This window comes from Sabulibacter ruber (assembly GCF_017355955.1).
Taxonomy (GTDB): Bacteria; Bacteroidota; Bacteroidia; order Cytophagales; family Hymenobacteraceae; genus Nibribacter; species Nibribacter ruber_A.
Window position 1 is genome coordinate 434545 of the sequence record NZ_JAFFID010000005.1, and the last position, 22135, is coordinate 456679.

General features: G+C 48.1%; 19 protein-coding genes. 17 read left to right on the forward strand and 2 right to left on the reverse strand.

What is annotated here, in order from left to right:
- Positions 1-16 precede the first annotated feature (16 nt).
- From JT719_RS21805 to JT719_RS21870, 14 genes are all read left to right on the forward strand, one after another.
- Positions 17-1300, forward strand: a complete 1284-nt coding sequence (locus JT719_RS21805; RefSeq protein ID WP_242693398.1) for a quinol:cytochrome C oxidoreductase — start codon at positions 17-19, stop codon at positions 1298-1300.
- A 24-nt stretch (positions 1301-1324) separates the two neighbouring features.
- Entirely contained in the window at positions 1325-2359 is a 1035-nt protein-coding gene (locus JT719_RS21810) for a cytochrome c oxidase subunit II (protein WP_207435872.1), read from the forward strand.
- 23 nt (positions 2360-2382) lie between these two features.
- Positions 2383-4212, forward strand: coding sequence for a cytochrome c oxidase subunit I (locus JT719_RS21815; RefSeq protein WP_207435873.1), 1830 nt, complete (start codon positions 2383-2385; stop codon positions 4210-4212).
- 3 nt (positions 4213-4215) lie between these two features.
- A complete protein-coding gene (locus tag JT719_RS21820) occupies positions 4216-5292 on the forward strand; it encodes a COX15/CtaA family protein (protein WP_207435874.1) in 1077 nt (358 codons plus the stop codon).
- Positions 5293-5345: 53 nt separating this feature from the next.
- Positions 5346-6197 carry a heme o synthase gene (gene cyoE / locus JT719_RS21825; RefSeq protein ID WP_207435875.1) on the forward strand — a complete coding sequence of 284 codons (852 nt, stop codon included), beginning with the start codon at positions 5346-5348 and terminating at the stop codon, positions 6195-6197.
- A gap of 16 nt (positions 6198-6213) precedes the next feature.
- Positions 6214-6789 (forward strand): cytochrome c oxidase subunit 3, encoded by a 576-nt coding sequence (locus JT719_RS21830; protein ID WP_242693399.1) that lies wholly within the window; start codon positions 6214-6216, stop codon positions 6787-6789.
- 16 nt (positions 6790-6805) lie between these two features.
- Entirely contained in the window at positions 6806-7552 is a 747-nt protein-coding gene (locus tag JT719_RS21835) for a cytochrome c oxidase subunit 3 (protein WP_207435877.1), read from the forward strand.
- A gap of 29 nt (positions 7553-7581) precedes the next feature.
- Positions 7582-7929 carry a cytochrome C oxidase subunit IV family protein gene (locus JT719_RS21840; RefSeq protein ID WP_207435878.1) on the forward strand — a complete coding sequence of 116 codons (348 nt, stop codon included), beginning with the start codon at positions 7582-7584 and terminating at the stop codon, positions 7927-7929.
- 80 nt (positions 7930-8009) lie between these two features.
- Positions 8010-8609, forward strand: a complete 600-nt coding sequence (locus tag JT719_RS21845) for an SCO family protein (RefSeq protein ID WP_207435879.1) — start codon at positions 8010-8012, stop codon at positions 8607-8609.
- Positions 8599-9147, forward strand: a complete 549-nt coding sequence (locus JT719_RS21850) for a DUF420 domain-containing protein (RefSeq protein ID WP_207435880.1) — start codon at positions 8599-8601, stop codon at positions 9145-9147. Before JT719_RS21845 ends, JT719_RS21850 begins: the two co-directional genes overlap by 11 nt.
- A 50-nt stretch (positions 9148-9197) precedes the next feature.
- A complete protein-coding gene (locus tag JT719_RS21855) occupies positions 9198-9440 on the forward strand; it encodes a hypothetical protein (RefSeq protein ID WP_207435881.1) in 243 nt (80 codons plus the stop codon).
- A gap of 65 nt (positions 9441-9505) precedes the next feature.
- Positions 9506-9826 (forward strand): DUF983 domain-containing protein, encoded by a 321-nt coding sequence (locus JT719_RS21860; protein WP_242693401.1) that lies wholly within the window; start codon positions 9506-9508, stop codon positions 9824-9826.
- 169 nt (positions 9827-9995) lie between these two features.
- Positions 9996-13691, forward strand: a complete 3696-nt coding sequence (locus JT719_RS21865) for a sensor histidine kinase (RefSeq protein ID WP_207435882.1) — start codon at positions 9996-9998, stop codon at positions 13689-13691.
- Positions 13688-17242 carry a hypothetical protein gene (locus JT719_RS21870; protein ID WP_207435883.1) on the forward strand — a complete coding sequence of 1185 codons (3555 nt, stop codon included), beginning with the start codon at positions 13688-13690 and terminating at the stop codon, positions 17240-17242. Before JT719_RS21865 ends, JT719_RS21870 begins: the two co-directional genes overlap by 4 nt.
- Before the next feature lie 188 nt (positions 17243-17430).
- On the opposite strand, the gene JT719_RS21875 is transcribed toward JT719_RS21870, so the two are convergent.
- Positions 17431-18282 carry an FRG domain-containing protein gene (locus tag JT719_RS21875; protein WP_242693402.1) on the reverse strand — a complete coding sequence of 284 codons (852 nt, stop codon included), beginning with the start codon at positions 18280-18282 and terminating at the stop codon, positions 17431-17433.
- A 180-nt stretch (positions 18283-18462) separates the two neighbouring features.
- Positions 18463-19428 carry an ADP-glyceromanno-heptose 6-epimerase gene (rfaD, locus tag JT719_RS21880; protein WP_207435884.1) on the reverse strand — a complete coding sequence of 322 codons (966 nt, stop codon included), beginning with the start codon at positions 19426-19428 and terminating at the stop codon, positions 18463-18465.
- Between the two features lie 262 nt (positions 19429-19690).
- Between rfaD and JT719_RS21885 the strand changes: the two genes are divergently transcribed.
- Genes JT719_RS21885 through JT719_RS21895 form a run of 3 tightly spaced genes read left to right on the forward strand, consistent with a single transcriptional unit; the run spans position 19691 to position 22055 of the window.
- Positions 19691-20632: an ABC transporter substrate-binding protein gene (locus JT719_RS21885; RefSeq protein WP_207435885.1), complete on the forward strand. Its 942-nt coding sequence runs from the start codon at positions 19691-19693 to the stop codon at positions 20630-20632.
- Positions 20629-21636: an iron chelate uptake ABC transporter family permease subunit gene (locus tag JT719_RS21890; RefSeq protein ID WP_207435886.1), complete on the forward strand. Its 1008-nt coding sequence runs from the start codon at positions 20629-20631 to the stop codon at positions 21634-21636. The genes JT719_RS21885 and JT719_RS21890 overlap by 4 nt, the downstream gene beginning before the upstream one ends.
- On the forward strand, positions 21636-22055 hold the full coding sequence (locus JT719_RS21895) for a 6-pyruvoyl trahydropterin synthase family protein (RefSeq protein WP_207435887.1): 420 nt from the start codon (positions 21636-21638) through the stop codon (positions 22053-22055). The genes JT719_RS21890 and JT719_RS21895 overlap by 1 nt, the downstream gene beginning before the upstream one ends.
- The last annotated feature ends 80 nt before the right edge of the window (positions 22056-22135 follow it).

Here is a 22135-nt window from a genome sequence, read left to right on the forward strand (position 1 = left end):
TAAAGGTATATTTGAAATGATAACTGAAGAAAGACTAAGTATCCCACAAAGAGCCACTAGACGGTTCTTCTTCATGATTGGTATCGGGTTGGTGCTTCTGGTAGTGGGTCTTCTGATTGCTGCAAACTCAGGCGGCGGCCACGGGGAGGCAGCTCACGGGGCTGCTCAAGCGGGTCACCATACAGCAGGATGGGGCCAACGTTTACTGGCTAACTTGTGGTTGAATAACGTTTATTTAACTGGTATCTCTGTAGTTGGTGTTCTTTTCATTGCAATCCAGTATGTAGCGTACGCTGGTTGGTCTGTTTTGATCAAGCGTGTACCTGAAGCACTAGGTAGCTACATTCTGATTGGTGGTATTGTGATGTTGGCAGTTTTCCTGTTGCCAATCATCTTCACCGGCCACAACACTTTATTACACTGGACTGATCACTCTTTACACGAAGTAGGTAATCCAAACTATGACCCAATCATTGCGGGTAAATCTGGGTACCTGAACGTGACCTTCTTTACCATCAGAATGGTAGCCTACTTCGTTTTATGGTTCCTTTTCTTTAAATGGTTAAGAAACGAGTCTCTTGCTGAAGATTTGAACGGTGGCTTGAACCACTATAACAAAAGCATCAGATTAGGAGCTACCTTCCTGGTAATCTTCGGGGTGACTTCTTCTATGTCAGCTTGGGACTGGGTTCTGTCAATTGACACACACTGGTTCAGTACAATGTTTGGTTGGTATGTATTTGCCAGCTGGTGGGTATCTGGCCTTGCTGCTACAACCCTTACGGTTATTATCCTGAAGCAGATGGGCTACATGAAAATGGTTACCTCAAACCACTTGCATGATTTGGGTAAATTCGTTTTCGGTTTCAGTATCTTCTGGACATACATCTGGTTCTCGCAGTTCATGCTTTACTGGTATGCCAACATCCCAGAAGAAGCTATCTACTTCATGGAGCGTTTAGGTGGAAACAACAATCACTACACCTGGATCTTCTTCTTTAACCTTTTGATAAACTTTGCTTTCCCTTTCCTTGTTCTTATGACAAGAGATGCAAAGCGTCAAATGATCATGCTGAAGATTGTGTGTATCGCTATCCTGATTGGTCACTGGTTTGACTTCTACATGATGATTATGCCAGGTACAATGAGAGGTGAGAGCGGCTTTGGTTTGATTGAAATTGGTACAGCATTAACCTTCCTGGGTGTATTCTTGTTAAGATTCACAAAAGAACTAAGCAAAGCTTCTTTGGTTCCTGTGAACCACCCATTCCTGGAAGAAAGTGTTCACCATCACGTTTAAGACTCATAATAAATTACACGGATAATGATAACGATTGCTGTAGCACTATCAATCATCCTTTTACTGGTCATCCTTTACCTTCTGTTTAGAATCCAGATTCTGGCTTCTATCTTCACCGGAAGCTACAGACGTGACATTGGTAAGAGTAACAAAATAAACGCGGCTCTATTCCTTATCTTCATGATTGTCATGGGAGGCCTGTTTTTCTGGTCTTTCAACTCTGCAGGTGAAGATATGATCATTCCAATTGCCTCCCAGCACGGGATTGCCATTGACAGCATGTTCTGGTTAACCATGGCCGTAATTGGTTTTGTATTTGTTCTGACCCACATACTGCTGTTTGTTTATTCTTATAAATACCAGCATAAAGAAGGTAAGATTGCTTACTACTATCCGCACAACAATAAACTGGAAATTATTTGGACGGTTATTCCAGCTGTGGTAATGGCCCTCCTGGTGTTCTCTGGATGGAAAACCTGGGCAAAAATTACAAGCCCAGCTCCAGAAAACGCCGTGGTTGTGGAAGTGATGGGTAAGCAGTTCAACTGGTTGGTTCGTTACCCAGGTGCTGATAACAAACTTGGTCTGGTGAAGCATACGTTGATTGATGCTACCAATGAGTTTGGTATTGACCTGAACGACAAGAATGCTCAGGATGACTTCCCTGGTGAACCAAGTGCTTTCCACGTACCAAAAGGCCAGCCAGTACAGTTGAAAATCAGATCAAGAGACGTAATCCACAGCGTGTTCTTGCCTCACTTCCGGGTGAAGATGGATGCGGTGCCTGGTATGCCAACTACCTTCTGGTTTATCCCTACCAAAACTACTGCTGAAATGCAGACAGAAACAGGTAATGCCAACTTTCAATATGAGTTAGCTTGTACCGAGGTTTGTGGTCGTGGTCACTTCGCGATGAAGATGACAATGATTGTAGATGAGCCTGAAGACTATCAGAAATGGGTGGCTGCCCAACAGCAGAAAACATTTGCCACTCAGTTACAACAAGGAGCTCCTGCTGACAGCACTGCTGCCGCTGGTGCTGTTGCCTCAAATCAGTAGTTATAATCTTTTAACAGTATTGTATGTCTAGTACGGATATTTCACTACATAAAGATGTGCACTCAGGACATGATGATCATCACGATGATCATCATGAACAGAGTTTCATTGAGAAGTACATCTTTAGCCAGGACCACAAAGTAATTGGTAAGCAATTCTTGTTTGCTGGTTTGTTCTGGGCAATCATAGGGGGTACTTTCTCCAGCCTTTTCCGTTTCCAATTAGGTTTTCCTGAGGCAACGTTCACTTTCCTGGAGCCGATCTTAGGGAAGTGGGTTGATGGTGGAAAACTTAACCCAGAATTCTACCTTGCCTTGGTGACGATGCACGGTACTATCATGGTGTTCTTCGTGTTAACTGCAGGCTTGAGCGGTACTTTCAGTAACTTCTTGATTCCTCTGCAGATTGGAGCCCGTGATATGGCTTCTGGATTCATGAACATGCTTTCTTTCTGGTTCTTCTTCCTGGCCAGCGTGATCATGTTCTACTCTATCTTCCTGGAAACAGGACCTGCGGCTGGTGGTTGGACGGTTTATCCGCCGCTTAGTGCCTTGCCACAGGCTATTTCCGGTTCAGGTGCGGGTATGACCATGTGGTTGGTAAGTATGGCATTGTTCATCGTTTCTCAGTTGTTAGGGGGGGTGAACTATATCACTACTGTTATCAACCTGCGTACCCGAGGCATGTCAATGGCTAAGCTTCCGCTTACGATCTGGGCTTTCTTCCTGACTGCTGTATTAGGTTTGTTAGCTTTCCCGGTACTTTTCTCAGCTGCGTTGCTTTTGATCTTTGACCGTTCTTTTGGCACCAGCTTCTTCTTATCTGATATCTATGTAGCGGGTGAGGCTTTGACTCATACCGGTGGTAGCCCAGTTCTGTTTCAGCACTTATTCTGGTTCCTAGGTCACCCAGAGGTATACATCGTTATTCTCCCAACCTTCGGTATTGTTTCTGAAGTGATTGCTACCAACGCTCGTAAGCCAATCTTCGGTTACCGTGCCATGATTGGTTCAATGTTAGGTATTTCTATCCTGTCCTTCATTGTATGGGCACACCACATGTTCGTGTCTGGTATGAACCCATTCCTGGGATCAGTTTTCATGTTCCTGACCCTGATTATTGCGGTTCCTTCTGCTGTGAAGGTGTTCAACTGGTTGGCAACCCTTTGGAGAGGTAACATCAACTTTACTCCAGCCATGCTGTTCTCTGTAGCGTTCGTGTCGCTCTTTATCACTGGTGGGGTAACTGGTATCATCCTGGGTAACTCTGCCCTTGATATCCAGATGCACGATACCTACTTTGTGGTTGCTCACTTCCACTTGGTAATGGGTAGCGCGGCTTTCTTTGGGATGTTTGCTGGTGTTTACCACTGGTTCCCTAAGATGTTCGGACGGATGATTGACGAGAAGTTGGGCTATGTTCACTTCTGGATTACCTTCGTTTGTGCGTACCTGATCTTCATGCCAATGCACTATTTAGGTATCGCTGGTTTCCCAAGAAGATATTATACCTGGACTGGTTTTGAGACTTTCAACAAGTTCCTGGATATGAATAGCTTCATCACCATTGCTGCTATCTTCGTATTCTTTGCTCAGTTCATTTTCATCTTCAACTTCATCTATAGCATTTTCAGAGGTAGAAGAGCAACTGAGAACCCTTGGAAATCTAACACCCTTGAGTGGACTACTCCTGTTAACCCAGGTCACGGCAACTGGCCAGGTCCGCTTCCAGTGGTATACAGATGGCCATATGACTATAGCAAGCCAGGTGCTCCTCAAGACTTTATTCCACAAAACGTACCTTATTCTCAGACGCAGTCTTCTAACCTGCCGTATGAGAGAGATTTCGAATAACGAATGAGAGATAAATCTTTTAGTCTTAAAAGGTTTACAAGAGTAGGAGTACTTACTATTGCTTCTGTATATTTTTTAATCTTAGTAGGGGGGATCGTCCGCAGCACAGGGTCAGGAATGGGATGTCCAGACTGGCCGAAGTGTTTCGGGTCGTGGGTCCCCCCCACTAGTTTAGAGCAGTTACCATCAGACTATCTGGAGGTTTACAAAGAGAAACGGATTCAGAAGAACGAAAGGGTAGGGAAGGTGCTTGAGAGTATTGGGTTCACCAAAGTGGCTCAGGAGATTTTTGCCCATCCCTCTCAATACATTGAAACCGAGTTTAACGCTACTAAAACCTGGATTGAATATGTGAACAGATTAGTGGGAGTAGTAATTGGAATCCTTATTTTCCTTACTGTTCTGTATTCTGTTCCTTTTTTCAAAAACGATCCAAAAGTGTTTTGGGGTGCGGTAGCCTCCTTTGTGTTAGTGGTCTTTCAAGGTTGGTTGGGTTCCCTGGTTGTTTCTACCAATCTGTTACCAGAGATGGTGACACTTCACATGGCCTTGGCTTTGTTCCTGGTGGCTTTCCTTATCTACATAGTGGTACGGGTTCAACGAACTCAGCTTTATGCAGATCTGGGTGGTAAATCAGGAATGATCATGCCAATTCTTGTGCTGGCTCTTTCCCTTTCTTTTATTCAGGTAATACTTGGTACACAGGTAAGGGAACAAGTGGATTTGGTTGCATTTAATATGAGCAATCAGCAAAGAGAAAGCTGGATTGATCAACTTGGTACATATTTCTATGTACATCGTTCTCTTTCCATCTTAGTTGTTCTTTTAAATGTTGGATTATATCTATTGGTAAGGAGAACAGGCAAACCTAACCTCATCAAAATGGCGAATGCTGTTCTATGGGTAATTGGAGCTGAGATTCTCTTAGGAATCATTTTGTCTTACCTGGCTTTACCGGCATTTGCGCAGCCACTCCATTTATTATTAGGCACTCTTTTGTTTGGGCTTCAGTACCTGTTGCTCATAAGTTATTATTACGCTCAGAAACCTAGACAACTTACCCCCGAATTGGTGGCATAACCACGTTTATGTACGTACAAGACGTAACATCCAGTGCCCAGACATCATCGTCCATGAGTAAAGCATCCGCGTATTTTCAACTTTTGAAGTTCCGGCTTTCTGCCACGATCGCTTTCTCCTGTGCTATTGGTTTTCTATTGGGAAGGCCAGATGCTACATGGGTGAATACTTCCATTGTTGTACTTGGCGGACTTCTGGTAACAGGCGCTGCTAACATCATCAATCAGATTCTTGAGAAAGACCTTGACAAACTCATGAAGAGAACCGCTAAGCGTCCTTTGCCTTCAGGAGTTTTGTCAGTGCAGGAAGCCAGTGTGTACTGTGTTCTTCTCTGTGTTGCCGGAGTATGCTTGCTCGGTTTTTATTTTAACTGGCTGGCAGCCGCGCTGTCCTTTTTATCTCTGCTTCTCTATGGCTTCTTCTATACACCTTTGAAGAGAATCTCTCCTATTTGTGTGTTTGTAGGAGCCATACCAGGTGCTTTGCCTCCCCTTATTGGTTGGGTTGCCGGAACAGGGTACATAGGAGTTGAGGCCTGGGTTCTATTTGGAATCCAGTTTATGTGGCAGTTTCCGCACTTTTGGGCTATCGCCTGGGTGTTGGATGATGACTACAAGAAAGCTGGTTTCAAGATGTTACCCATGGCCGGTGGCAAAAACCTGAAGACCGCCATTCAGATTATGATCTATACGTTACTGCTGATTCCCTTGGGCTTATTGCCTTTGCAGTTTGGAATGGCAGGGAAAACCTCTGCGTTCATTGCGGTGGTATGCGGGGTTTTATTTTTGATGCAAACCTTCTATCTCATGCATACTTGCTCTAAACGGGCAGCTATGAACATCATGTTTGGTTCATTTTTGTACTTGCCTATTGTGCAGATAGCATTTGTGGTAGACAGACTTTAAGGAAAAGGTTATGATAATGAATTCTGAAATACAGACAGAGCAGAGACGGATGAATCCGTTGATCTTCATGCTTTGGCTTTTGATTGTGAGCATCGTGATGATGTTTGCGGCTTTCACCAGTGCCTATATTGTGCGCCGCGAAGAAGGAAACTGGCTTGAATTTGACTTGCCTTCGGTTCTATTGGTGAACAGCATTGTGTTGATTCTGAGTAGTGTTTTCATGCAATGGGCTTATTCTTCTGCTAAGGCAGACAATATCAAGAATGTTAAACTGGCTTTGGTACTTACCATTGTGGCCGGTGTAGCCTTTTTGATTGGGCAGTGGGCTGGCTGGGGAGAATTGGTGAAGAATAATGTCTTTTTTGGCGGTAGTACGTCAAACCCTTCGGGTTCTTTTCTGTATGTATTAACCGGTGTACACGCTTTTCACCTTATTACCGGGTTAATATTTCTAATTATTGTAGTAATTTCGGCACTCAAGTATAAGGTACATTCCAGAAACCTGACCCGTATAAAGCTGTGCACAATTTACTGGCACTTCTTAGGGGCTCTTTGGATTTACCTGTACGTATTCCTAGTTTTGAACCATTAATAATTCTGTAACACATATGTCGCAAACAACAACCTTTGAGCAGCCTAACACCGGCACTTGGGATGGAGGGAACGAGCCGTTTAAGGCTAGTTATGGTAAACTGATGATGTGGTTTTTCCTCTTATCAGATGCCTTTACCTTTGCTGCTTTCTTAACAACGTATGGTTTAGCCCGTCACCGTCACCATGCATATGAAGGAACCCCAGAAGCGTTTACCTTCTCTACCCAATGGTGGCCTATTCCTGAAAAAGTTTTCAATGCATTCCCTGGTTTCCATGGAGTAGACTGGCCTCTGGCTTTTGTGGCATTGATGACAATGATCCTTATTCTTTCTTCCGTGACCATGGTGTTAGCCGTAGAAGCAGGTCACAGAATGGATAAGAATGATGTTCAGAAATGGTTGTTGTGGACAATTCTTTTTGGTTCTATGTTCCTTGGCTGCCAGGCATGGGAGTGGACTCACTTTATCTCTGGTACTGATGAAGGAATGAAATTGGCCAACGGTAGCGTAATCCATGGCGCTAACTTGATCGTAAACCAATACGGACCACCTTTGTTTGCTGACTTGTTCTTCTTCATCACTGGTTTCCACGGTACGCACGTTTTCAGTGGGGTAGTGTTGCTGATCATGATCTTCATCAACACGGTGAATGGTGTATACCACAGAAGAGGACACTATGAAATGGTGGAGAAAGTTGGTCTTTACTGGCACTTTGTAGACTTAGTGTGGGTATTTGTGTTTACCTTCTTCTACCTGGTGTAATTGTTTGATCTGATAAATCTTTAACTGATATGGCATCTCACGCACATCATACCGACGAGTTTGACGAAACGGCTAACCTTCCAAAGCCTCAAACAGCGGTTATCTGGAAAACCTTTTTCATCCTTTGTGGTCTTACCGCTATTGAATTCGCCTTCGCCTTCATGATGGATGCGGGTTCTCTGCGGAATGCGATCTTCATTGGTCTTACTATCTTCAAGGCCTTCTACATTGTTGGCGAGTTCATGCACTTGAAGCATGAGACAAAAGGGTTGATCTGGGCTGTTCTAATTCCTACTGTTTTATTGGTTTGGTTACTGGTAGCGTTACTGGTAGAAGGTACTTTCTACGGAGAGTCAGTTTTCAACTACTTTAAATAATGAGTCCAAAAAAAGCTCTGGTACTGGGTACTTTGCTTTTAGTACCCGTACTGGCGTTTTTGTTTTTAAAAGTGTTCGGAGTGAATAGATTTTCACTCCGAACTTATTTTCCGGCTACTGTAGATTCTACTCTGGTAGAAGGGAAGTGGCAGTATGATACTACTTATCATAGAGTACCGGATTTCCAATTTACCTCTCATGCTGGCAACACCTTTTCCCAGAAAAATCTGGAAGGTAAACTCTACGTTGCCAATTTCTTTTATACTTCTTGTCAAAGCCCCTGCGTGCAGGTAAGTACTCAACTTTCAAGGGTACAGGATGCTTTCCGGTTACAGCCCGATGTAAGGATTGTTTCCTTTTCGCTTCGGCCTCAGGAAGACTATTCCACTGCTTTGAAACAATATGCCCAAAGTTTCAGGGCTGATCCCTCTAAATGGATTTTCCTTACTGGTGAAGATGCTCAAATTCAGAACTTGGTTCAGAACGGGTACCGCTTGCCTTCTCTTTTAGAGGATACTGTTCAAGCCTCTACTGACCGGTATACCAAGCAACTGCTGTTGGTAGACAAGGATAAGCACATCAGGGGTGTGTATGACGGCACAGATGCTACAGATGTAGACAGATTGATTACAGAAATAAACGTGCTCCTTTCTGAGTACAACCTTACAAATGGAAAATAAAACAATTGGTAACGCCAATGATACCCGTTACCTTATTCTTATTACTATCCTCTCTGTTGTAGTACCCTTGTTAGTGGCATTTCTGCTTTTCATGCCACAAACAGGCAAGCTTGGCGACCTGGATGTTTCCTTCTTGCCTAAGTTGCATGCCGTACTGAATTCCCTTACCGCCATTGCCTTGATGATTGGGTACTACCAGATCAAACGTGGAAACCAACGCTTGCACCGGTTTGCCATGGTAACAGCTTTTGTTCTCTCGGCCTTTTTTCTGATTTCCTATGTGACGTACCACTACCAGGCGGCACCAACTCCGTTTGGAGGAGAAGGTACCATCAAGATGGTGTATTACTTCATTTTGATTACGCACATCATACTGGCCGCCATAATTGTACCCCTGGTGCTTTTGTCTGTGTACTTTGCCCTTTCAAAGCAGTATGCGCGCCACAGAAAAGTATCCCGGTGGACTTTTCCTCTGTGGTTATATGTGGCTGTGACAGGAGTTGTCGTTTACCTTATGATTTCGCCCTATTACGCGTGAAACTTTAGTGGGGCAATGGTGTTAAGTTAAATAGAGAAAAGGCTGGTGTGATGAAAACAAAATATAAATTTTGGTTGGGAGGGTTGTTATTGGTAGTGCTTCTTTCCTTTACGCCTACCATAAGCCAGGCGCAATGCGCCATGTGTACCGCCTCCGTAGAATCTTCTAAAAACGAATCTGGTGATAGCATCGCTAATGGCTTGAACAAGGGAATTCTTTACCTCATGGCAGTACCGTACGTGATTGCCGGATGTGTGGGCTTTTTCTGGTACAAATACAGTAAGCGCAAATAGTGGGAGCGTTGGACCATGTTAAAGCCGGGCTACTCCTGAAATGTCCGCGCTGTCACCAGGGCCCTATGTTTTCCCATTCTGCTTTCAACCTTCGCAAGTTCGATCAAATGCCTGAAAACTGCCCTGTCTGCGGTTTCAGGTATGAGGTTGAACTTGGTTTTTATTGGGGTGCCATGTACATGAGTTATGGCTTGTCTGTGGTGGTGGTGTTCCTGGTTGGTGTCTCCCTTTACTTTCTGGCCAACGACCCGCCTACCTGGGTGTACCTTACAGCCGTAGCTGCTTCGGTCATTTTGCTGACCCCATTTCTGTTCAGGTACGCCAGGGTTCTCATGCTTTACTTCTTTGGCAGCGTCTCTTTTAATCCCAAGTACAAAAAGCCCTAGTACCTGAATTCCCGTTCTTATTCTGTAGAAAGGTTTGATTTTTGCTCATGGTTTTAGGTGTGTTTTAGGAAAACGGACCTGAAACGTACAATGTGATATTATTCCTATTTTAGAGCTGACTTGCTGGCTTGTTTGTCCGTAGTATGGCTAAAATTCTAAAAAAGCAGATTTGAAGTTCAGGTATACCCTTCCTTTTCTTTTTCTACTTGCCGCCTTGTTGTTCGCAAGCTTCGCTGCGTTGGTGCAGGTGAGTGTGCAGCGCGATTTGCTGGAAGCCCCTGAAAGGCAAATGGCGCAGGAAGTGTCTGAACGCTTACAGCACAAGATCAGCCAGGCCGAATTGACCCTGACCCAAGTGGCCCGAACATTACCGCCCGATTCTGCCTTCTTTTCCCAAACTCTGCCCAAAGTATACGTTCCTATTTTCCTGTACCAGGGGAGCAGGCTTCTCTTCTGGTCAGAACACTCCCTTCGGCCGGAGTTACATCCCCGGTACCTTACCAAGCGGTTGCAAATGGTGGAAAACCGATTTGGCCGTTTTCTGGTTCTCCGTCATAAACCTTCCAGGGAATACACCCTTCTGGCCGTTATACCGCTGGAAACCCGGTACGGAATCAGTAACACCTACCTGCGGAGTGGGCTTAACGCTGAGATCTTTGAAGATCATGCCGCTACCCTGCACCAGGAGCGGATTGCCGGAAGTATCCCTATCCTGGATAGCAAAGGGAATTACCTTTTCTCCTTGAGAGTGCTGGAACCAGGTGAGTGGTTGCACGCCGGTAAGTTCACCTTTGCCCTGTATGTGTTTTCCATTCTTGCCGCTTTGCTGTTCCTGGGGTCGCTTTACCAGCGGTTGAAAAGCGCTGGCTATAGGGTTATCGCTTTGTGGGTAGTGCTCGTAGGACTTCCGGTGTTGCGGTTAGTCATGCTGCTTTCGCAATTCCCGAACAATGTACAGGAGTTGGAGTTGTTCAGCCCCAGGGTGTATGCCTCCAGTTGGTGGTCGCCCTCTTTAGGAGATTTGCTGCTGAATGAAGCTTGTTTGCTGGTGATGGCCATGCTGGTCTACCGTTTTGCCAGGAAAATCCCTTTTTCGGCTCTTTTCCTGAAATCAGACCAAAAACAACTTTGGTACTGTCTGGCCATCGGGATTAGTATTACCATCATTATCATCAGTTGGTACGAAACCTACCGTAGCCTTTTTACCAACACCCAGCTGAACCTTGATATCACCCAGAACATTCAGATTGGGGTGGAGAAGTTGCTGCTGTACCTGGTAATGGTGCTGCATACACTTTCCCTGAGTTGGATTCTCAGGTTGTTGTTGGACTGGCTACCGTTCACTCCCAAAGGAAAACTGACCTTTGCCTACGTCTGGATCACGGTTCTGGTGATGGCCCTTTGCTGGGCCTTCTGGCGGGACGCACCCAGCGGGAACTGGATTGTGCTGTTTGCGGGTGCGGTTCTGGTTGGGTGGGAGCAACTGCACCGCAGAATAGGGCAGAAGGCCAGTGTTTATGCCAGTATTTTTCTGCTAAACACGGTAAGTGCCAGTTTAGGCGCGGCTGCCTTATATGATATCTACGCGGTACAATTGCGCACCGATAAACAAAGGGTAGCTACCCAGCTGCTCAAAAACCGCGATGATCTTACAGAGTACCTGTTAGCCCAAGCAGCCCAGGACATCAGCCAGGACCATCTGGTACAGCACGTACTGAATTCCCCGTGGGTGAACCTGAGAATGGTGGAGCAGAAAATCAGGCGGCATCACCTGCGCAACATCACCGAAAACTATTCAGTAGTGGTTCGGTTGTTTGATGTGAACGGCGAAAGCTTCCATTACCTGGATAGCTTAGAAAACCTGCAGACCTACGCCCAGGAGTGGGCTCCAAAAGCCAGAAGTACCAACCAGAAAGGTCAGTTGTTGGTGGGTTCTGAGACAGACCCCGGCCGGTTTACTTACCTGCAAGAGATTAAGGTGCCCGTAAGCTTTGAGCAATGGGCTACGGTGGTTCTGGAGGTAAGTCCTAAAATCACAGCTCCCAACAGCGTTTTACCTGAACTTCTGGTAGAGCGAACTGGTGCCCAGGTAAACACCATTCCGTCCAGTAGCTATGCTCTATGGAGAGAAGGCCGGTGGCTCAAGACCGAAGGGTATTTTGAATTCAGCCAACAGTTTCCCCCGCACCTGTTCAACGTGCCTTTGCTGTATACACAGGGGTTGACCATTGCCAATTACCACCACTTAGGGGCTAAATCTACAAACGGGACAGTAGCCTTGGTGAGTACGCCTTCTTACGGGGCTCGGTCCTGGCTTTCCAATTTCTCGTTCCTGTTTCTGCTGCATACCTTCTCGCTCTTCAGCTTATTGCTATTGGTGATGCTCTCCCGGGGGCAGCTCATAGAAACCATTACCTCCACCTTCAGCGCCAAAATCCAGCTTTTCCTCAATCTTGGAGTGTTGGTGCCTTTGGTGTTGGTAAGCATTACCATTGGTAGTCTGGTGACGAATTCTTACCGGCAGGATCTGGTGCGAGGCTACACTGAGCAGGGCGATTTTATCCGGCAAAGTATTTTAACCAGTAACTGGGGCACCAACCTTTTCAAAGGAAGGCCAGATTCGCTTACTCGTCGCATTAACCGGTTGGCCATGGTAGCGCAGGCCGAACTCAATATTTACAACGCCAACGGAGAGCTGCGTTTATCTAGCCAGCCCACTTTGTTTGAGGCCGGGGTATTGTCTACCAGATTGAACCCCGAGGCGTTTGGGGTTTTGAAAGAGCAAGGCCTGAACCGGATCTTACTCCAGGAAAAAGCCGGTTCCCTGCCTTACAGTACTATTTATGTTTCGCTGCGCGATAGCCCCACCGAAAGCCCCAAGGGGTATTTAGCCATTCCATTCTTTGATTCAGAAAAGGAGCTCAACACCAAGCTCATTCAGCTTATCACTACCATTCTCAACATTTTCACGGTGCTATTTTTGGTGTTCGTGCTCATGAGTTACATGGCTACCCGTGCTCTTACGGTGCCCCTCCAGTTATTGACCGAGCGCCTGAAAAGAACCTCTTTGACCGGAAGCAACGAGAAACTGGTGTACCAGTCACGCGATGAGATTGGCTTACTGGTGCATGAGTATAACCAGATGTTGCAGAAGCTGGAAGAAAGCAAGCAGGAACTGGCCCTGAAAGAAAAAGAAGCTGCCTGGAAGGAGATGGCCCGGCAGGTGGCCCACGAGATCAAGAACCCGCTTACACCCATGAAGCTGTCTTTGCAATATCTGCGCAAAGCCATGCAGGAAGGGCGCAGTAACCTGCAGGAGCTGGTGGAGAAAATCTCCAACACCATGATCACCCAGATTGATGTACTAAGCGACATTGCTACATCGTTCTCCAGTTTCACGGCCATGCCAGATCTGAAATTGGAAATTCTGGAGTTGAATAGCCTCATTCGCCGCTCCGCTGATTTGCACTTGAATCCGCAGCAGCACCGCGTGGAAGTAGAGTTGCCCGAGGAACCCGTGTACGTGAGCGCCGATGAGAACCAACTCATCAGAATCTTCAACAATCTTTTGTTGAATGCCCTGCAAGCGGTGCCTTCTTCCCGAACTCCCGAGATCAAAATTCGGTTGCAGCTAGTGGACCCTAAGTGGGCGCTGGTGCAGGTGCAAGACAACGGGTCTGGTATTCCGGCCGAGGTACAACCAAAGATTTTTATTCCGAATTTTAGTACAAAATATTCAGGGTCAGGCATTGGCTTAGCGGTGGTGAAGAAAGGAGTGGAGGCAATTGGCGGTTCCATATGGTTTGAGACGCAGGAAAACGTGGGCACCACGTTCTTCCTGAAATTGCCCGTGGTGCAGCCATGAGGCGCTGGAGCGTCATATTCTTTCTTGTGATCGCGGCGCTGTGGGCAAGCCCTTCTCAGGCGCAGGACCTTTCTAACCGCCGGTGCAAATGGGTGCAACTGGTGCCGGGTACCTTTAAGCTGGATTCGCTCACCGTTGCCGAAAACACCATCGAAATCCTGGACCGGCGGCAGCTCCGAACTCCGCTGAGTTTCCACTATGACCCGGTAACCAATCTGTTCCAGTTCATCGGGATAACGCAGCCAACACTTTCTCAGGCGCTTCGGCCAGACTCCATTGCACGCGATAGCTCAGGGGCGTTTTTCTCCCGTTTTCCCGAAAACAAACCCAAAACAGACTCGGTGCTGGTGTGTTACCGTGTGCTGCCGCTCAACGTGGCCGCGCCCAGTTTCAAGCGCGACATCCGCACCTGGGATTCTACGTCCTTTGAGCGTTCGTACGTATTCAACCCGCCGGCTCAACGGGAGGAGCTGTTCAAAACGCCGGGCCTGAACAAAACCGGGAGCATTTCCAGGGGAGTTTCGGTGGGGAATACCCAGAACGTATTCGTGAACTCGGCGCTGAATCTTCAGTTGGAGGGCAAACTCACGGATGAGATCAGCATCACGGCCTCCATCACCGACCAGAACATTCCGTTCCAGCCCGAGGGAAATACCCAGCAACTGCAGGAATTTGACCGGGTGTTCATCACGCTGCAACACCGCCTGTGGACCCTGACCGGCGGAGACGTGGTGCTGCGGAATCGGCCCACCTCGCATTTTCTTCGGTTCTACAAAAATGTGCAGGGCGGCGCGCTGGAGGTAAACCGCGGCAAACCCGGTTGGGAAAGCGCGACTACGGTGGCGGCCTCTGTGGCGAAGGGGAAATTCGCCTCAGAGAACATCACGCCCATTGAAAGTGTGCAGGGACCGTACCGTTTGCGCGGACCCAACGGCGAGCGCTTCATCATTGTGCTGGCCAATTCAGAGCGCGTGTACCTGGACGGAAAGCTGCTCACCCGCGGCTTTGACTACGACTACGTCATTGACTATAACCAGGCCGAGATCACCTTCACGCCCAAGTGGATCATTACCCGCAACTCGCGCATCAGGGTAGATTTTGAGTATTCAGACCTGAACTATACCCGCAGCGTAGTGCACGCCAGCCATTACCAGAAAATGGGCAAGTTCAACGTGTACGGCAACTTCTACAACGAAGCCGATAACCCCAACAGCCCGCTTACCCTCAACCTGAGCAACGACGAAAAACGCCTCCTTTCACAGATTGGCGACCGGCAGGATCTGGCCGTGGTACCTAGTCAGGACTCCGTGCGGTTTGACCGGAACCAGGTGCTGTACCTGAAAAAGGACACGGTTACGGCCAGCGGCACCTACACCATCTACCAGTACTCCACCGATTCTACCCTAGCCTACTATGCCGTAAGTTTCACTGAGGTGAGTACCGGCGGGAACTACGTGCTGCAGAATAATACCGTAAACGGCCGGGTTTTCCAGTGGGTGGAACCGGTGAACGGGGTGCCCCAGGGCCGCTATGAGCCCGTTCGCATTCTGCCCACTCCCATGCAAAAGCAGATGATGACCTTGGGCGGGATCTGGTCTATTGACGAGAAATCCAGCGTTTTCCTGGAAGTGGCCGGTTCTAAAAACGACCTGAACCGCTACTCCAACCTTGATTCCCAGGATGACCAAGGCAAAGCCATCAGGGTTGGTTATCAGCTGAGCGACCGAAACGTCAAGTTTCTGGGGAATTACAAACTCCGGAGCGCCATGACCTACGAGTACACCGATCCAAACTTCGTGCCCATAGACCGCTACCGCGATATTGAGTTTGACCGTGACTGGAGCAATGTAACCAATACTACTTCGGCCAGGCAGACCCGCATTGAAGACCATATTTTCACATTCACGGTGGGTGGGGTGAAAGACGCGCTGCATTTCATGAACTACCGCATCAGCCGTAGGTACCGGCCAACGGAGGTAAACGGAACGCAGCATTACCTGGAAATGGCGCAGGAATTCAAAGGCCTGGAGCTGCGCGGGAACCTCTTTCTGCTCAACAACGAGCAAGTAGAGAGCACCTCAGAATGGGTACGCGGCGAAGTTGGCGTTCAGTACCGCACCAAGTACTTTACGCCTGGGTACGTGTACCGCTTCGATAAAAACCGGATCACTTCCAAACAGAACGAAGCCCTGTTGGGCTCGGCCAATTACTTTGATGATCACCTGTTCTACGTGGAGAGCCGCGACACCGCTAATTTCAAGTACCGCGTAGAATACAGCCGCCGCGTGGATTTCAGGCCCGAAAACGGAGAACTGGGCAATAAACAGACGGCCAACACTTTCAACTTCAGCACCAGCACGGTCATCAAGCAGAACCACCAGATTTCTGCGTTGATCACCCTGCGCAAAATTCAGGCGCGGGATAGTTTAGGCGAAACCACCGTGCTTTCAAAAATCAACTGGACCGGCGATTTCCTGAACCGGCATCTGCGCTCAGAATTGACGTACGCCATTGGCACTGGCCGGGAACTGAAACGCGAATACCAGTTTGTGGAGACTATTCCGGGGCAGGGTACGCACTTTTTTGAGGATTTGAATGATGACGGCCGCCAGGATTTAAACGAGTTCTTTGAATCGCAGCCCACTGATCCGCCGTACCGCCGCAACTACATTAAGCTGTTCATCCCCACCGATGAATACGTGATTGCCTACGTCAACAACTTCACGTATCGGCTCAACAGCAGCCTGCCCCGGGAGTGGCAGAACTCTGAGATTAAGTGGAAGCGGATCATGGCCAAGTTTTCGGCCTTATCTTTTGTGACCGTTGACAAGCGCACCACCGATGATAACCTGCGTAACCGTTTCAATCCGTTTAGTTTGAACTTTGAGGATTCCAGCTTATTGTCGCTCACACGCTCTTACCGGAACACGCTGTACTTCAACCGCAGTAATCCTAAATACGGGGTGGAGTGGACATTCCAGCAGGGTTTGCAGAAAACGCTGCTCACCAACGGCACCGATGTCAGGAACAATACCAGCCAGCAGGTGTTGGTGCGGGTGAACCTCACCGAGGTTTTCTCCAGCCGTCTGAACGTGACGCGCTCCAAGCGGGAAAGCGCCTCTAATTATCTGACCACCAAAAACTTTCTGATTCGTTCCTGGGAAGCCATGCCCGAGTTGTCTTACCAACCCAACCAAACCATCCGGTTTACCGGCAGCTACCAGTGGATGAACAAAGACAATGAGTTAGGCGATCAGGAACAGGCCCAATTTCATGAATTGGGCACAGAAACGCGCATCAGCCAGGTGGGCAAACGTACCGTGACCGGCATTGTAAAGTACATCAACATTAAATACACTGGGTTAGACACTTCGCCGGTGGCCTTTGAAATGCTGAATGGCTTCAGACCCGGCAACAACCTCACCTGGAACTTGGCCCTGCAACAACGCCTCAGCAGCGGCCTCAACATCACCCTGGACTACGACGGCCGCAAACCCCAGGGAATCCGCACCATCCACACCGGCCGCATGCAGGTATCGGTGCTGTTTTAATGAGTGAATGAGTGATTGAGAGAATGAGAGAGTGAGAGATTGAGTGAATGAGTGAAGTGGGAATGTTTTGGAGCTGTTTTCAGGAGAGAAGCCTAAAACGGGAAATAACCCTTTTTTCTGTTCTTCACTAAAAGTCCATTTTATCAATTCAAAAACATTCACTCACTCATTCACTCATTCACTCATTCTCAAGTAGTAGTGTAGTGCCGCCGGAGCCAGGCGCTGATGCCGCTGAGGCCGGGGAAGAGGACGCGCTCGGTGATGTTGGCCTGGTCTAGTTTATCTCTGATCTCCCATTTAAGTTTGGCCGGAATGATCAGGCGGTAATAGAGTTCAGGATGCTGGGTAAGCCAATCGCAAAGGGTGGCATCTGGCGTTGACATCATGGAAAAAAGCGCATACTGGTGCACAATGCGTTCATCCAGGGAAGGTGGCTCCAGGAACATGACAAAGGGTTTTTCCTGAAATTCACCCAGGCTGGAAAGCGAAGAGGCTACTGGCTCCAGCACTTCGGCGGTAAACACGTTGGAGCCTTCGTCCCGAATAGCTTTTTGCAGTTTCTCTGGCAGGTGCTCAGTAGACTTCACGTAATTTACACACCAGATCACGCCATCTGTGTGGAAGTTGTTCAGGTCTGCCGTGGCAAAATGCAGGGCAACGTAAGGCGAGTAGGTCCAGTCCAGCAAGCGGGTGGGCAGGCCATGGTGCTGGGCAACGGCAAGCCAGTTCCAGATAGAATCACCGGCTTGGGTGTTGCCGCGGGCATATTTCCGGAAGTTCCGCAGCAAATGCGGTTCCAGCTTTTGGTAATTCCCGCCAATGCGCATAAGGCTGGTCTTAAGGTTATAGCCTTTGTTCCATAACCCGCGGTAGACATAAGGAGACCGGTATCTGTTTAGTTTTTCATCCCAGGAATCCCGGAAAAGCTCTCGCTGCAGTTCTTCCCAGGTTTCTACTCTTTGATCATTGAGCATGGTCAAAGAATCGGAGGAAATAGGGGCTTCTGAACTCATGTCGTTATCTACGAAGGAGAAGGGCATAGGTGTGCTGGGCTATTACAGATTAAGGGTTAGTTCACAGGTTAGGGTATTAATACGAAAATTACCCCGGCCTGAGTTTAGAAGGAATATGCAGGCCAGGCAACGCTGTTTCTGAGCTGTTTTGGCTAGAATCGCCTGAAAACAGAAACGCCGACTTTTCTGCCGGCGTTTCTGTTTCTCTTAATAGTAAGCTCCTGTAGCTAGATAGTTCTGCACGTAATCTGTGATGCCTTCTTCCAGGGTGTGGAAGGGTTTGTCATAGCCAATCCTGCGCAGCTTGGCCATGTTGGCCTGGGTAAAGTATTGGTACTTGTCCCGGATGTCCTCGGGAGTATCTCTGAAATCAATGTTGATGTCCTGACCCATGGCAGTGAAGGTATTGAACGCCAGGTCCAGGAAGGTGCGGGCCTGTCCGCTGCCCAGGTTGTAGATACCCGAGTTTTTGCGGTGGTGCATCAGCCAGTACATCACTTCCACCACATCTTTCACATACACAAAGTCGCGCATCTGCTTGCCGTCTTCATAGTCTGGGTTGTGCGAGCGAAACAAGGTCAGGCGGCCGGTATCTTTAATGGAGTTGAACGCGTGCATCACCACAGAGGCCATTCTGCTTTTGTGGTACTCATTGGGGCCGTACACGTTGAAGAACTTGAGGCCTACCCAAAAGAACGGTTTCGCGGTTTGGGCCAGAGCCCATTTATCAAATTCGTTTTTAGACTCGCCGTAGGCGTTCAGCGGGCGCAGCAGATGAATGAGCGATTCGTCATCATCATAGCCCAGCGTGCCGGAACCGTAGGTGGCCGCTGACGAAGCGTACACCAGCGGAATCTGGTACTCGCAGCAGGCGTTCCACATCTTTTTGGAGTAGTCCAGGTTAAGAAGGTCCAGAACTTCCCAGTTGGTTTCGGTGGTATCGGTGCGGGCACCCAGGTGGAAAATGAATTCCACTTCCTCGTAGTTCTGGTCCAGCCACGTGAAAAAGTCATGGCGGTCTACAAACTCTTTTATTTTCTTGCCCTCAATGTTTGGCAGTTTCTTGGCCACGGAAAAGTTATCAACCACCACTATGTCATTGAAATTAGCGGCATTGAGTCGGGAAACAAGGCAACTGGCAATAAAACCGGCTGCTCCAGTGACTACTATCATGGAAATAAAGTTTGGTTCTGTGCTAAGCGTCTCAAAGGTACGAAAGTTTTGTTCAGACGGCTTCGCCGATGTTCAGGCAACCAAAAGACCCGCTTCCGTTTCAACCCTGTTTTCTGGCTTTCTGCCTTAAAACAGAAATTCATCCTGATTCAGTAGTCTGAATATGCCTTGGTTTCCCGAAAACAAACCGAAACCCACCAGAAGAGGAGACGCAGAAGTTTTGCTACGCACAAATGCTGTATCTTTGGCTTACTCTATATTTATGTCTTTCACTGTGAACTCTACTGGCACGCTGTCTTTTGCAAAAGCGTTTCTGCTGCTGCTTGGCCTTTCTAGCCTCCTGTCTTTTTCTGCCTGTGATTCTAACCGCGAAACTGCTCCCGCTACCGCAAAGGAAGCCTTCCACACCGTTACCGATGATTTGGGCCGGAAAGTGAAGTTGCCCGTGCACCCCAAGCGGATAATGGGCCTGGATGCCGCTATGACCGAAATGCTCTACGCCGTGGCAGATACCGCCACCATTGTGGGCCGCACCCAGAATTGTGATTACCCCAAAGCCGTGCTTTCTAAACCGGTGGTGAACAATTATCCCATGGATTACGAGCGCCTGCTTTCCTTGAAACCCGATGCCGTTTTTGCCACCGAAGGAATCATCTCCGCCGAAGTAGCCGCCCAGGTGCAGAAGATGGGCATACCGGTATATTTCCAGGCCTATGACAGCGTGTCTGATGTGCTGCGGGGGCTCCATGATTTGGGCCGATTATTGAAAAGAGGCAGAGAATCGTTGACCGTCATTGATACGCTGCAGCGTAAACTCAGAAGCTTCTCCGCAGATACCACACAGGCTCAGCAGAAACCTAAGGTATTAGCCATCATCTGGAAAGATCCCATTTACGTGTTCGGCCGCAACACCATTTTCACCGATAAGCTCCGCTACATTGGCGCAGACAACGCCGTACCCGAGGTCTTTGCCCAACAATCGCCGGCCCTCACCCGGGAATATATTCTCAAGATGAACCCAGACGTGATTATTGGCGGAAGTTTTGAGGAGTATGAGAAATCGTTTTTTACATTATATCCTGAACTTCGCCGGATCAATGCCTATAAAAACAAACGCATTTACCCCGTTACCGATGATCTGATGTCACGACCTAGTCCGCGTGTGGTAGAAAGCATTGCTGAACTTAAATCGGCAATCTGGTGAGCAGGGCCCTGGCATTACTTACTGTTTTATTGCTGCTGCTGGGCGTTACCACGTTCCTGGCATTGCGGGTAGGGAGTATTGACACCTCTTACGCCACTATTTGGCAATCCTTCACCAACTATGACCCCGCCGATGCCGCCCACTACAGCATCATCCAACTTAGGTTACCCCGTCTGCTGTTGGCTTTCCTGACGGGGGCTTCGCTGGCTTTCTCGGGGTATTTGATGCAAGCCCTCGTCAATAACGCCCTCGCCGATCCTTACCTGCTGGGCACGGCCTCTGGCGCGTCTTTGGGAGCCTCGTTCAGTTTCTTCCTGTTCGCCGATCTCACTTTCATGGGCCTGTACCTGCCACCTTTTTTCGCCTTAGCCGGTTCATTTCTGGTGACCTTGGTAGTGGTGGTGCTGGGCTCTAAACGAGGGCAGTTGGTCCCCAGTCAGATGTTGTTGGTAGGAGTGGCGCTCAGCTCTTTATTGACGGCCCTGGTGAGCCTGATCATGTTTCTGTCAGAATCAGAAAGCCAGCTGAAATCAGTGGTATTCTGGAGCATGGGCGGATTTGAGAAAGCCGATTGGAGCAATCTGGGGTATCCGGCAACGGCCCTTGCCGCCGGGCTTTTCCTTTTCTTCTTTTTGCAGCGCCACTTAAGCGTTCTTTTGCTGGGAGCAGACAGAGCCGAGACCCTGGGAGTAGATGTAAGGCAAATCAGGTGGGTAATGTTGATTGCCGTTTCGGTGGTGACAGGCTTTGCCGTGGCATTTTCCGGGCCAGTGGGGTTTGTAGGGCTTATGGTGCCGCATGTCACCCGGGCTTTGCTGGGAACCACCAACCGGTTCAATTTAATTGTCTGTGCCCTCACCGGCGGGTTGTTTCTGGTGCTTTGTGATTTGATTTCCAGAATGATTTACCCACCGGCCGGTATGCCCGTGGGTATTATTACTTCGTTCTTTGGTGTACCTTTCTTCGTATATTTGCTGCGTAGAAAGAATTACCGATTCAGTTAATGGTATACGTAAGCAGATTAGAGCATTTCAACGCGGCACACAAGCTGCATAATCCCAATTGGTCGCTGGCTAAAAACAAAGAAGTGTTTGGCCCCTGCGCCAACACCAATTGGCACGGGCATAACTATGAACTGATTGTAACGGTGAAAGGGAAGCCAGATCCTGAGACAGGATTCGTGATTGATTTAAAGAAACTGAGTACCCTCATTAGGGAGAATATCATCAAGAAAGTTGACCACAAGAACCTCAACCTGGATGTGCCTTTCATGGAAGGCAAACTGGCCAGCACAGAGAATCTGGTGATTGAGTTCTGGAACATCCTGCAACCCCTCATTCCTCGTATATCCTCCACAGCGCAATTGCACAGCTTAAAGCTGTATGAGACCCCTCGTAACTTTGTGGAATATTTTGGCGAATAGACGCTTATTCAGAACTTAATCCCAGAAGAAACAAGGCTAGGTAGAATATCTAAGTAAAACAATATCAATTAATTGGGCTT

What these genes read in the sequence shown, in the direction of transcription:
- JT719_RS21805 (WP_242693398.1), top strand. Translation starts at nt 17, where the DNA reads ATGATAACTGAAGAAAGACTAAGTATCCCACAAAGAGCCACTAGACGG.
- JT719_RS21810 (WP_207435872.1), top strand. Translation starts at nt 1,325, where the DNA reads ATGATAACGATTGCTGTAGCACTATCAATCATCCTTTTACTGGTCATC.
- JT719_RS21815 (WP_207435873.1), top strand. Translation starts at nt 2,383, where the DNA reads ATGTCTAGTACGGATATTTCACTACATAAAGATGTGCACTCAGGACAT.
- JT719_RS21820 (WP_207435874.1), top strand. Translation starts at nt 4,216, where the DNA reads ATGAGAGATAAATCTTTTAGTCTTAAAAGGTTTACAAGAGTAGGAGTA.
- cyoE (WP_207435875.1), top strand. Translation starts at nt 5,346, where the DNA reads ATGAGTAAAGCATCCGCGTATTTTCAACTTTTGAAGTTCCGGCTTTCT.
- JT719_RS21830 (WP_242693399.1), top strand. Translation starts at nt 6,214, where the DNA reads ATGAATTCTGAAATACAGACAGAGCAGAGACGGATGAATCCGTTGATC.
- JT719_RS21835 (WP_207435877.1), top strand. Translation starts at nt 6,806, where the DNA reads ATGTCGCAAACAACAACCTTTGAGCAGCCTAACACCGGCACTTGGGAT.
- JT719_RS21840 (WP_207435878.1), top strand. Translation starts at nt 7,582, where the DNA reads ATGGCATCTCACGCACATCATACCGACGAGTTTGACGAAACGGCTAAC.
- JT719_RS21850 (WP_207435880.1), top strand. Translation starts at nt 8,599, where the DNA reads ATGGAAAATAAAACAATTGGTAACGCCAATGATACCCGTTACCTTATT.
- JT719_RS21855 (WP_207435881.1), top strand. Translation starts at nt 9,198, where the DNA reads ATGAAAACAAAATATAAATTTTGGTTGGGAGGGTTGTTATTGGTAGTG.
- JT719_RS21860 (WP_242693401.1), top strand. Translation starts at nt 9,506, where the DNA reads ATGTTTTCCCATTCTGCTTTCAACCTTCGCAAGTTCGATCAAATGCCT.
- JT719_RS21870 (WP_207435883.1), top strand. Translation starts at nt 13,688, where the DNA reads ATGAGGCGCTGGAGCGTCATATTCTTTCTTGTGATCGCGGCGCTGTGG.
- JT719_RS21875 (WP_242693402.1), bottom strand. Translation starts at nt 18,282, where the DNA reads ATGCCCTTCTCCTTCGTAGATAACGACATGAGTTCAGAAGCCCCTATT.
- rfaD (WP_207435884.1), bottom strand. Translation starts at nt 19,428, where the DNA reads ATGATAGTAGTCACTGGAGCAGCCGGTTTTATTGCCAGTTGCCTTGTT.
- JT719_RS21885 (WP_207435885.1), top strand. Translation starts at nt 19,691, where the DNA reads ATGTCTTTCACTGTGAACTCTACTGGCACGCTGTCTTTTGCAAAAGCG.
- JT719_RS21895 (WP_207435887.1), top strand. Translation starts at nt 21,636, where the DNA reads ATGGTATACGTAAGCAGATTAGAGCATTTCAACGCGGCACACAAGCTG.